The organism is Microvirga sp. GN3, assembly GCF_055792825.1.
In genome coordinates this window covers 1-11,656 of record NZ_JBVVAK010000101.1, presented here as the reverse complement: position 1 = coordinate 11,656, position 11,656 = coordinate 1, and the positions used below count along the sequence as shown (strand labels likewise).

The 11,656-nt window shown below is 62.6% G+C and carries 9 protein-coding genes and 1 pseudogene; 6 read left to right on the top strand and 4 right to left on the bottom strand.

Features of this window, described 5'->3' with window-relative positions; translation table 11 throughout:
* Window positions 1–99 precede the first annotated feature (99 nt).
* A pseudogene (locus ACS5Q1_RS32820) lies at window positions 100–243 on the bottom strand (IS5/IS1182 family transposase); the annotation flags it as partial.
* A 211-nt stretch (window positions 244–454) separates the two neighbouring features.
* On the opposite strand from ACS5Q1_RS32820, the gene ACS5Q1_RS32815 reads away from it, so the two are divergent.
* Window positions 455–1,882: an aldehyde dehydrogenase family protein gene (locus ACS5Q1_RS32815; protein WP_473102144.1), complete on the top strand. Its 1,428-nt coding sequence runs from the start codon at window positions 455–457 to the stop codon at window positions 1,880–1,882.
* On the opposite strand, the gene ACS5Q1_RS32810 is transcribed toward ACS5Q1_RS32815, so the two are convergent.
* On the bottom strand, window positions 1,879–2,805 hold the full coding sequence (locus tag ACS5Q1_RS32810; protein WP_473102143.1) for a LysR family transcriptional regulator: 927 nt from the start codon (window positions 2,803–2,805) through the stop codon (window positions 1,879–1,881). The genes ACS5Q1_RS32815 and ACS5Q1_RS32810 overlap by 4 nt on opposite strands.
* A 91-nt stretch (window positions 2,806–2,896) precedes the next feature.
* Between ACS5Q1_RS32810 and ACS5Q1_RS32805 the strand changes: the two genes are divergently transcribed.
* The 4 genes from ACS5Q1_RS32805 (at window position 2,897) to ACS5Q1_RS32790 (ending at window position 7,379) form a co-directional block, all read left to right on the top strand.
* Entirely contained in the window at window positions 2,897–4,075 is a 1,179-nt protein-coding gene (locus ACS5Q1_RS32805) for a DSD1 family PLP-dependent enzyme (protein WP_473102142.1), read from the top strand.
* A complete protein-coding gene (locus tag ACS5Q1_RS32800) occupies window positions 4,075–4,500 on the top strand; it encodes a RidA family protein (RefSeq protein ID WP_473102141.1) in 426 nt (141 codons plus the stop codon). Before ACS5Q1_RS32805 ends, ACS5Q1_RS32800 begins: the two co-directional genes overlap by 1 nt.
* 31 nt (window positions 4,501–4,531) lie before the next feature.
* Entirely contained in the window at window positions 4,532–5,854 is a 1,323-nt protein-coding gene (locus tag ACS5Q1_RS32795; RefSeq protein WP_473102140.1) for an FAD-dependent oxidoreductase, read from the top strand.
* Window positions 5,855–6,044: 190 nt separating this feature from the next.
* Window positions 6,045–7,379 (top strand): NAD(P)/FAD-dependent oxidoreductase, encoded by a 1,335-nt coding sequence (locus ACS5Q1_RS32790; RefSeq protein ID WP_473102139.1) that lies wholly within the window; start codon window positions 6,045–6,047, stop codon window positions 7,377–7,379.
* 565 nt (window positions 7,380–7,944) lie between these two features.
* On the opposite strand, the gene ACS5Q1_RS32785 is transcribed toward ACS5Q1_RS32790, so the two are convergent.
* Window positions 7,945–9,621, bottom strand: coding sequence for a recombinase family protein (locus ACS5Q1_RS32785; protein WP_473102138.1), 1,677 nt, complete (start codon window positions 9,619–9,621; stop codon window positions 7,945–7,947).
* A gap of 300 nt (window positions 9,622–9,921) precedes the next feature.
* Window positions 9,922–10,893 carry an IS110 family RNA-guided transposase gene (locus ACS5Q1_RS32780; RefSeq protein WP_473102137.1) on the bottom strand — a complete coding sequence of 324 codons (972 nt, stop codon included), beginning with the start codon at window positions 10,891–10,893 and terminating at the stop codon, window positions 9,922–9,924.
* 144 nt (window positions 10,894–11,037) lie between these two features.
* On the opposite strand from ACS5Q1_RS32780, the gene ACS5Q1_RS32775 reads away from it, so the two are divergent.
* Window positions 11,038–11,592, top strand: coding sequence for an IS6 family transposase (locus ACS5Q1_RS32775; protein WP_473102136.1), 555 nt, complete (start codon window positions 11,038–11,040; stop codon window positions 11,590–11,592).
* The last annotated feature ends 64 nt before the right edge of the window (window positions 11,593–11,656 follow it).

Sequence of the window (11,656 nt, the reverse complement as noted above, 5' to 3'; positions counted from 1 at the left end):
GTCAGCTCAGATGCCAGGATCTGTCCCGTCTCAGCGTCGACACCGATGTGCAGCTTTCGCCAGGATCGGCGCGTTCGGTGTCGTGCGGGGCTCGGCTCGCCAGGCGGCGATCGCCTCCTCAGAGAACCAGACCGTGAGACTGCCTCGCTGACGCAAGCTGGCGTCGTACTCGGCCCAATTCGTCACCCGATGCCGCTGCTTCGGAATGCGGTGCCGGCGAGCGGCATTGGCTTTGAACGGCACGGTGGAAATCGGTGGCCAGGGGCCGAATAGGCCTCTACACTTACCCAGCCGCGGTTACCAACTCGCTCATCCATGCAACAAAGCGGCTCCTTTGTTAACGTCGTTCTTAAGCTAACATTCAGGCGACATAAATTGCAGCCTTCAGCTAAAATGGGCATGCTTCTCCGGAGGCTCCGAGGGGCCGCGCTGCTCTCCTGAGGGAGTCCAAACCATGATCAACGAACGAGAAACCCAGTTCTACATTGGTGGGGCGTGGCAAGAACGCGCGGACGCGACATGCCTGCCTGTCGTTGATCCTGCCTCAGAACGGGTGATTGGGCGTGTTGCCGCGGGAGATGCTGATGACGTTGATCTCGCGGTTGCGGCAGCGCGCAAAGCCTTCCCCGCCTTCTCTCAATCATCGGTGTCCGAAAGGCTGGAGCTGCTCGGCAGGGTGTACGCGCTCATCAGGGAGAGAGCGGAGTTGTTCGCCGAAGCTCTCGTCATGGAAATGGGCGCGGCGATCAGCTTCGCGCGTGCCTCGCAGGTGCCTTTCGCTGCCGAGCACGTTCGCGTCCAGATGGAGGTCCTTCAGAAATACCGGTTCCTGACAATTGATGGCCTTACCGCGACGGCTAAGGAGTCGATCGGCGTTTGCGCCCTGATCACCCCGTGGAATTGGCCACTCTACCAGATCACCGCCAAGGTCGCCCCAGCGATCGCGGCGGGCTGCACGGTCGTCCTGAAACCCAGCGAACTGTCCCCCTTCAGCGCCTTGCTCTTCGCCCAGCTGATGCACGATGCCGGCATTCCGCCGGGTGTGTTCAACCTGGTTAACGGCACTGGGGACATTGTCGGCGCAGCTCTCGCCAGCCATCCAGATGTCGACATGATCTCGATCACCGGCTCAACCCGTGCGGGGGTGCTCGTCGCGCAGGCGGCCGCCCCGACGGTCAAGCGGGTGGTCCAGGAACTCGGCGGCAAGTCACCCAACCTACTGCTCGATGACGCCGATTTCGCCGGGGCGGTGCCCAAGGGCGTCCTCGCCGGAATGCGCAATGTCGGCCAGTCGTGCAGCGCTCCGACGCGCATGCTCGTGCCCGCCCATCGACTCGCCGAGGTCGAGGATCTGGCCAGCAAAAGCGCGAATGCGATTCGCGTCGGCGATCCACGGGATCCGGAGACAGCCATGGGCCCCATCGCCAACCGGGCTCAGTACGAGCGGGTGCAGGCCATGATCCGGTCGGGAATCGATGAAGGCGCCAAGCTCGTGTGCGGCGGCCTGGGACGTCCAGAAGGTCTAGATCGAGGCTTCTTCACGCAACCGACAATCTTTTCCGCGGTGAGGCCAGACATGCGCGTTGCTCGCGAGGAGATCTTCGGGCCTGTCCTGGCGATCATGCCGTACCGGGACGAAGAAGAGGCAATCGCGTTCGCCAACGATACCGTTTATGGTCTAGGGGCCCATGTCCAGTCCTCGGATCCGGAGCGGGCGCGGCGAGTCGCCTCCCGGATCCGTGCCGGGCAGGTTCATATCAACTATCCGGCGTGGGACGGGGCGGCCGCGTTCGGTGGCTACAAGCGCTCCGGCAACGGCCGCGAGTATGGCGTGCATGGTCTGGAAGAATATCTCGAGACGAAGGCCATCCTAGGCTATTAGCGACGCGATCCCGTACGAGCGGCGCGCCAGGGCGGCGACTTCAGCGTCTGTCGAAGCATCGTCAGGAAGGCGGTGGTTCGCGCGCTTCGCCCGTGCCGTGAGCCGAGCAGCGCGACGATATCGGCCGGTGGGAGCTTCCAGTTGGGCAGCACCTGCCGCAGCCGTCCCTCAGCGAGATCTTCTGCCACGTTCCACTCGGAACGGATCATGATGCCCTGACCGGCAAGCGCCCACTCTCGGATAACAGCACCGTCGTTGCTCGACATCACGGGATTGACGCGCACTGTCGCAGTCTCCTGCCGCGGTCCCTTGAAGCGCCACAGCGTCACGTCCTCGTCGTTCTCCCGAACGGCAAGACAGCGATGTTGAGCAAGTTCGGCAGGCGCTGAAATGGGCGGTGCCGAGTCAAGGTACCTCGGACTTGCGCAGAGAATTCGAGGGTTCGGCGCCAATGTCGTGACGATCTGGTCTAGATGCCCCGGCGCCCCGATGTGAACAACGACATCATAGCTTTCAATGAGCAGAGCCGCTGGATGGTCGGACAGCTGCAGGGTAGCGGTCGCGCCGCTGTGCTCTCGTGCGAATGCTTCCACGACCGGAGCCACATAGAGCCGTCCGAACCCGTGAGGTGCGGCGACCCTGAGGTGCCCGCGAACCGCACCCCTGCGATCAGCCAATGCTTCGGCAAGCGAATTGATGGCCTCGCTGACGACAACGCTGTGAGAGGCGACCAATGAGCCCTCTTCCGTAAGGCGCAGCCGCCGTCCGGACCGGTCGATCAGCCGCACCCCGACTTTCTCCTCGAGCGCGCGCAGGCGCTGAGTGACCGCCGGAGGGGTGACGTTTAGTTTCCTCGCGCTCTCTGCCAGTGAGTTTGAGCCTACCAGGACCGAAAAGAAGGCAAGATCGTCGGACGTCAACATTAATCCAAACCTGAAGCGAACATTCACCACCTATTAATTGTCATCTTTATGGTTTCGCTACAAGGTAAAGTCCAGAATCTGAGATCCGAACATGGTTCTAGCAACGATCGACCCGACCGCCCGGCTGGCCGCCGCGACCAGCCTCGAAGAACTGGAAACGCCCTGTTTGGTCCTCGACGCCGACCGAATGGAGCGGAACATCACCCGTCTTAGGCACCGGCTTGATGGCTTGGGAATATCCCTCCGACCTCACCTCAAGACCGCCAAATCGATCGAAGTGGCGCGCCGAATGATGAGCTCGCCGGAAGGCCCGGCGACCGTCTCGACGCTGAAGGAGGCGGAGCAGTTCGCGGCGGCAGGCGTCCGTGATATCATCTATGCAGTCGGTGTTACTCCAGCGAAGCTCGCGCGTGTCGTGGAATTGCGCGCCAAGGGCGTCGATCTCGTGGTCATTCTGGACAGTGGTGAGCAGGCGCAGGCCGTCGCGGAGGTGTCGCGGCGGGCTGCGACGCGCATCCCAGCCCTGATCGAGATCGATTGCGACGGCCACCGCTCCGGTGTTGTGCCCGCCAATCACGCCCAGTTGCTGGAGATCGGGCAGGTGCTGGCGGCCGGTGCCGAGCTGCGTGGCGTTCTGACCCATGCCGGCGACAGCTACAAGGGTGGGGGCGTCGAGGCGCAGCAGCGCTATGCGGAAGCGGAGCGATTGGCCGTTGTGGAAGCCGCGCAGCTTCTGCGCAGTGCGGGCCTGCCGTGCCCGGTCGTCAGCGTCGGCTCGACGCCGACGGCCCATCACGCGAAGGACCTTGCCGGAGTGACCGAAGTCCGCGCTGGTGTGTTTGTGTTCTTCGATCTGGTGATGGCAGGCATCGGGATTTGCCAGGTCGATGACATCGCGCTCAGCGTGCTGGCGACGGTTATCGGACACCAGCGCGAGAAGGGCTGGATCATAACCGATGGCGGATGGATGTCGCTGTCGCGGGACCGTGGCACCAGCAAGCAAGCGGTCGATCAGGGCTATGGTCTCGTCTGTGACATCGACGGCAATGCCTATCGCGACATCATCGTTGCCGATGCGAACCAGGAGCATGGAATTATCGCCGTGCGGCCCGGGTCGGGCGCGCGCCTGCCCGATCTGGCGCTCGGAGACCGGGTGCGGATCCTGCCGAACCATGCGTGCGCGACCGCTGCGCAGCACGCAACCTATCATGTGGTCCGCGGCCGCTCGCAGGCCGTCGAGGCCTGCTGGCCGCGCTTCGGAGGCTGGTGATGTCCCAGTCCATAAGCGTGAGTACCGATCGTGCGCCCAGTCCTGCGGGTCATTATGTGCAGGCGAAGCTGGCGGGTCAGCATCTTTATATTTCCGGGCAGCTTCCGATTCGGCCGGGTGGGGAGCCGCTTGCCGACGACAGTTTCGAGACGCAGGCGGGGCAGGCCATCGACAACATGCTGGCGGTTCTGGAAGCCGCAGGCGGAACCCCGGCCGATCTCGTCAAGGTGACCGCCTACATCGTCGACGTGAGCAATTGGCCCCGCTTCAACCAGGTGTATGCAGCACGGCTCGGAGATTCCCGTCCGGCTCGCACCGTTGTTCCGGTGCCCGAACTCCACTACGGCTATCTCGTTGAAATCGACGCGATAGCAGTGCTCGCTCAAAACGCTCCTGCCCGACAGGCAGAAAACAGTGCCGTATAGATCGGGCCCAATATCAGCTCAGGTCAGCCCCATGTCTCCACTCGTCAAACGCATACAGAGCGATCAAGAGCTTCCCGCAAAGGCCGATATCGTCGTCATCGGCGGCGGCATTATTGGTGCATCGGCGGCATTCTCGCTCGCAGAGCGGGGACTCTCCGTTGCTCTGGTGGAAAAGGGCTATGTCGGCGGCGAGCAGTCCAGCCGCAACTGGGGCTGGTGTCGCCGGCAGAACCGTGATGAGCGCGAACTGCCGCTCTCGGGGATCTCCTTGCAGCTGTGGGACGAGATTGCAGCCAAAATCGGCGACGACCTCGGCTTCCGCCGATGCGGTCTGTTCTACGCGACAGATAACCCCCAGCAGCTGGCGGAATGGGAACAATGGCTTGATACTGCCCGGCAGTTCAACGTCAATACGAAGATGCTGAGCGCCAGAGAAGCGCATGACAGAATTCCGGCGCACGGTCGCCAATGGCTCGGCGGGGTCCATTCAGTCGATGATGGAAAGGCCGAGCCGGCCATAGCCGCGCCGACGATCGCCAACGGCGCTCGCAAATTTGGCGCGACTATCCACCAGGAATGCGCTGCACGAGGCCTTGATATCGTCAACGGTGCGGTTGCCGGGGTGATCACCGAAAAAGGGCTGATCAGGACGCAAGCCGTTCTGAGCGCCGGCGGTGCGTGGACGTCCTTGTTCTGCCGCCGGTACGGCGTTGAATTCCCGCAGGCGAGCGTGCGCCAGACAGCACTTCGTACGCGGCCCACAGCCAATCTCGGCGAGGCGATCTATACGCCGGAGTGCTCGTTGACCCGCAGGTTGGATGGCAGCTACACGCTTGCGATAAGTGGCAGGGCGACGCTGGATATCACTCCACAAGGCCTTCGCTATGCGCGCTGGTTCATGCCGATGTTCATGAAGCGACTGAAAGCGGTCCAGATCGGCGTCGGCAAATCCATGTTCCATGGACCGGAAGCGTTCGCGAGCTGGAATAAGGATAAGCCGTCGCCCTTCGAGCGGATACGGGTTCTCGACCCAACTCCGGGTCGCCGTACGATCGCGGCTATTCTGAAAGGTGTCACGGAGCAGTTCCCTGCGCTGGCGGGCATCGAAGTCGCCGACAGTTGGGGGGCGTATGTGGATTGCACACCGGATGCGGTGCCGGTCATCTCGGGGGCCGATCATGTCAGAGGCCTTTACCTAGCCGCGGGCGGCTCCGGCCATGGCTTCGGCCTTGGCCCGGGCATCGGCCGCCTGGCGGCCGATCTGGTTGCCAACAATAAGCCTTGCGTTGATCCCACGCCCTTCCGCCTGTCGCGCTTCTTCGACGGATCGAGAATCGAGGTCGGCGGAATCTGATCGTGGCGGGCAGGTTGGGAGATGGCAGCCGACGAGGCGCGCCTGAGGCCGGCGGAACAGATGCCAACGTGATCGCCATCGGCGAGAGGTCGGAAACGTCGCCTGTTGGCGATGAATAACTTTTGAGGATTCCAGCGCTCCTGCCGGAGATGCCTGGAAATTCATGCATGATGCCAGAGGAACAAAGACTATGCCGGTCGAGGTTCAGAAAGTAAGTAACAGCGCCTCTTTTCCAACCCAGGTGGATGTGGTCGTCATTGGGGCGGGGATCGTCGGTACCTGCACAGCCTATGAGCTCTCCCGCAAAGGGGTCTCCGTTGCTCTGCTCGAAAAGGGCATCGTCGGCGGCGAGCAGTCGAGCCGCAACTGGGGATGGGTCCGCCAGCAGAACCGCGATATCTACGAACTGGCCCTTGCCATGTACAGTCTGCGGCGCTGGGAGGAATTGGGCACCGAGATCGGCCGCGATCTCGGGTTCCGTCGGAGCGGGATACTTTACTGCACCAAGAACGAGGCGGATGTCGCCCGGTGGGAAAAGTGGGGCCAGGCCGCACGCGTTCAGGGATTTCACAGCCAGATACTCAGTGCTTCCGAGGCCAACGAGCGGGCCTCGGGTGGCACGTCCGCCTGGGTCGGCGGCGTCTGGTCTCCGACCGACGGGAGAGCGGAGCCCAGCCTTGCCGTGCCTGCCATCGCCGAGGCCGCGAAGGAAAACGGCGTATCGCTCCATCAGAACTGCGCGGTTCGCGGCCTGGACATTGCCAATGGCCGTGTAACAGGGGTGTGGACGGAGCGGGGACTTGTGAAAGCGAGCACCGTTGTTTGCGCAGGCGGGGCATGGGCATCCCGCTTTTCTCATCGTTATGGCATCGAGCTTCCGGTCGCAAACATCGCCGGGACCGCGATCAAGACGACCCCCGCGCCCGAAATCGTTCAAGCAGGATGCCTCTCGGCTTCGAACTTCGTGTTGCGGCGGCGGATTGACGGCTCCTACACGGTTGCCGTACCCGGACACGGTACGCTCGACATCACGCCGCGGGGAATGCGATACGCATTCAAATTCTACCAGATGTACCGCAGCAAGATCGGCAAGAAGCTCAAATACCGTCTCAACAGCAGCTTCTGGAATGGTCCCGATGCCTTCGGCAGTTGCGAGAACGACGAGATCTCGCCGTTTGAAAAGAACCGCATTCTGGATCCCGCGCCCGACGGGGAACTCGTCAAACTCGCCGTGAAGAACCTTGAAAGCGAATACCCGGCGCTGAAAGGGATCGGGGTCGAGCGCGCGTGGGGAGGGCTCATTGATACCTCTCCGGATCTCGTTCCGGTTATTTCAAGAGTGGAGCAACTGCCCGGTTACGTGATTGCCGCGGGCTTCAGCGGACACGGTTTTGCTATCGGACCGGGGGCCGGTCGGCTGGTCAGCGAGATCGTCATGAACGAAACGCCGATGACGGACATCTCACCCTACAAGCTGAGCCGGTTCCTCGACGGTTCGGCGATCAGACGTCCGGAAATGATGTAGCCGTCGACGGCGGTTGTAGTCCAAGGTACTGTGGTCACCTAACCTCGTTCGTACACGAGATCTCAAAACCCACAACGGGGTGGGCACATGAAACCGGACGCATGACTTATGTCGGCCCGGTGCAAGGCTTCCAGTCGATTGCCTCCGCTCGGACGGTTGCGGTCATATGTCGGCTTTGAAGTTCGGTACAAGGCCGATTGTCGCTCGAATGCCTGAGCTCCGATCCTGCCGGTTCGAGGGCACCGTTCTCTTATTCCGGGGATTCTGGTCAAGCCCTTTGAGCGGTCCTTTCCGTCAGTTCGGCGGATATCACCTGTCGGGTCATGGTTCTCTCCGCGGTCGGCAGATACCGCCGCAGGATGGGGTCGGAAGCCTCAGCCTCGCCATGTTGCATACGCGGTCAATCTGCTCCCTGAAGCTCAGGTTTCAGGCCGCAACGGTGCCCACGCGATGACTGCTGCCTCGTCCCGACAAGGGACATCGTACCGCCAGACCTGGCGGATCTCTTGGGGGGCTACCTCATGCGGGCTGCCCTTCCTGGCGCGACCACCGGAAGTCCGTGTTGTCACGCCACATCCGGTGCAGGATCACGACGTGTTGGACAATGGTGCAAAGTTCGACCTGTCTCAGGTGGACCTGAGAAGCCGGGATCAACCCGGAAGATCACCCGAACAACATCATCGGCCACCTCGATGCGCTTGACGAGAGTGCAGATGATGTCGCGCTTCGTCGTCCAATCTGCAGCCCCGAGTCGCTCGCGCACCATCGCGGCAAACAGGTCGAGTTTACCAATGACGAGGTGCAGCGAGCGGACTTGCTCATCGGCTTCCTGGTGAGCCTTGGTCTCAGCTTCCAGCCGGGCTGTCCGGCGGCGCAATGCGGCCAGGCGCGGCTCGAATTCGGGCTTCTCGATCAGCCCCTCGGTGTAGCTGTCGATCAGCCGCTCGATCGCGCGGCGGGCCTTGGCCCGTTGACGGTCGAGGGCATCGAGTTCGAGCCGATGCGGCGTGGCCTGCACGGCGTCAAGGCGCCGCTGATACTCGGCGATAACCCGTGCCGGATCGTCGAGCAGCCGGCAGACTTCGTTCCACACCGCCTCGTCGAGCAACTCCGTGGCGACCAGCCGGGCATCGCACCGAAACGCACCGTGGAAGCGGCTCCGGTCCGTGCCGCAACAGCGATAGTAGCGCCACTGCCCCCGATGGTGATGGCCGGTGAACCCATAGCCGCACTTCTGGCAGACCAGCAGGCCGCGCAGCAGATACTGGACGCCCGCAAGCCGCTCGCGACCGCGTCTGCGGTTCTCCTCCAACTGCTCGGCGACACTCGCAAAGAGCTCTTCGCCGACAATCGCCGGCACCGCGATGCTGATGTGCCGCTCAGTCGGGGCGAGCACTTGCCGCCACGGCCGCCGCGGCAGGCCATCATGGCCGCGCGGCGGATGCAGCGGCGGCCGCCACGGCACGCTTTGGCGCCGACCATAGAGCGCCTGTCCCGCATAGGCCGGGTTGAGCAACATGGTATGGATCATCGCCCGGCTCCAGTGCGGTTGACCGGTCGGGCTTGGAAGCCCGCTGGCGTGCAGGCGCCGGCAGACCCCGGCCAGTGTCAAGCGCTCGTGCCCGACCCAGGTGAAGATCTGGCGCACAATCCGGGCGGCCCCCTCGTCAATCTCGTAGCGTGCCTCTCCCCCACCAGCCTCACGCGTGATGTAGCAGTAGCCGAAGGGGGCCCGGGACAGGACACTGACGGCACCAGTGCGGGCGCGGTGGCGCTTGCCGCGCCGGCTGCGCTCCAGCACTTTCGCCCTCTCGTACTCGGCGAACATGCCCTGCAACTGCAGCAGCAGGGCGTCCTCGGGCGTGGTCCCGATCGGGTGATTGAGAAAGATCACCTGCGTGCCGGCGTGGGTGAATTCTTCGAGCAGCAGAACCTGATGTGCGTAGCTGCGGGCGAGACGATCCGGGGCATGGACATAGACGAGATCAATCGCCGACAGCGCCACGAGATCGCGCAACCGCTCCAGGGCCGGGCGGATCAGACTCGCGCCGCTGTGGCCGTTGTCGATGAACCGCAGATCGTCCCGAATGCCATGGCCATCCTGTTGCGCACGTGCGATCAACTCCGCCAATTGGCTGTCGATGGTGTGATGCTCAGCCTGCTGGTCGGAGGAGACCCGAGCGTAGAGGGCGACCTGCAGGGTCTGCGGGGCCGAAACGGCTCTCAGATGCGGAGTTCTCATCGCATGCTCCCTCGGAAATGGCGGCCTGTGCCCGTGATGGCAGCAAACAGGTGCGCAGGGGCAGGAGGCGCTCGTAGGCGCGTCCCAAGACGTCCCGACTACCCCGTCTGACCTTGAAGCCGACCTCAAGGCGCAGCGGGCGGCGCCGCTTGCAAAGCTTGGCCATGGCGGTCCTCGTCCGTCATCGGTCTGGTTTGTCCAGAGCCGTTGAAGGGGTTAACACAGGACCTGTCGTGTGACGCCGGAGAGCCGCACGAGTCACTGTATGGACAATGCTGATCGCAAACTTTGCACCATTGTCTAACACGCCACCGCCAGCTTACGCGCGACCGCTACAGTCGCCTTCTTGCCGCCCACCTTCTTGGCAAGCCGGGTGCCCCGGGCTTTCAGCGCAGACCAGCGCGAGACCCGGTTCAGCAGGATCCCGGCCGCCTCAAACAGATACGTGCGCAGCAACGGATCGCCGCACTTGGAGATCCGACCGCTTCGGTCGATCTCGCCTGACTGATACCGTCGTGGCGTCGGGCCAAGGTAAGCCCCTACGCTGGACGAGCGCGAGAACCGGCCTGGTGTGTCGATGACACTGATATAGGCCAACGCGACCAGAGAGCCGACTCCGGGAGCCGTCATCAGGCGTCGGGCCGCCTGATCCTGGCGCGCCAGCCCCATGAGGCGACGGGAGAGGATGCCGATTTGCCGGCTGACCTCCTGCAAGGCTGTCAGGAGTGCCTCAACAGCATCCTTCAGCGGCCCATCGGCCACCAGTTCGCGCACGCGGTCGATGAAGGGCTGACGGCCTCCCTTGCCAGCTACCAGACCAAAGGGCTTGAGCACGCCACGGATCTGGTTGATCAGGTCCACGCGTACCTCCACTAAGCGAGCGCGTGAGCTGAGGAAGCTACGGATCACCTGACTGTCCAGGCTCTTGACGGTGACCTCCCGATACCAGCCCGTGCGCACGATCTGCGCCAGCCCAAGCGCATCATTGGGATCGGTCTTGTTGACCTGCAGTGACAGCGCTGCCTTGGCATGGCGAGCATCCAGGCAAATCACAGGCAAGCCGCGCTTCTTCAACTCATGCCAGTGCCATGTCGACAACGGGCCGCTTTCCAGGCCAATCCGCTCCACATGCGGGGCTCTCGCTTTGACGACTGCGGCAATGGCTTCCGGCGTCGAGGCGCATTTGCCACGCCACAGCGCCTTCCCTTGCTCGTCGACGATGCAGACTGCTGTCTGCTCCAGCGATACATCCAATCCGACATACTGCTTCATGAGGATACTCTCCGTTGGCTTCCAGTTTGGGCCTGATCGAATCAGACCTCAGTTTGCCGTCGAAGGGCACCAGGCCCGGAATAATCCCATGTTGCATTAACTTTGGCAGCGTAGCGAGGGGCGGCTAACCGAGGAGCCATCCTGTTGTCGATCTTCAAGCGCCGTCGCTTTCCCGTTGAGATTATCCTGCTGTGCGTACGCTGGTACTGCAAGTACGGGATCAGCTACCGCGATCTGGCCGAGATGATGCAGGAGCGCGGCGTCGAGGTCGACCCGAGCACGATCTTTCGTTGGGTTCGGCACTATGCCCCAGAGCTTGAAAAGCGAGTTCGCCAATATCAGGGCTATCGATCTGAAGCATCGCGGGTCGACGAGACCTATGTGCGGGTCGGCGGGAAATGGAAATATCTGTTTCGTGCGGTCGACAAGCATGGGCAGCTGGTCGACTTCATACTGTTGGATCGGCGGAACACCCCGGCGGCTTATCGCTTCCTGCCCAAAGCTCTGAAGATGATGAGCGACTTTCCGCCATCCTCGATCACCACTGACAAACTGGCATCGTACCCGAAGGCAATCCGACGCTTACAGGTTGAAGGGCTGCTGTCGAAGGATCTCGAACACCGGACCTCGAAATATCTGACGGATGTTTTCGACAAGCTCTTTTTGTCAGATCGTGCTATTTTCCTCGTGCACGGGTGACCACGTGGCCAAGAGCGGGTGCAGGGATGCAAGCCCGTCACGTCGCCTTCGATAAGCGTGTCCC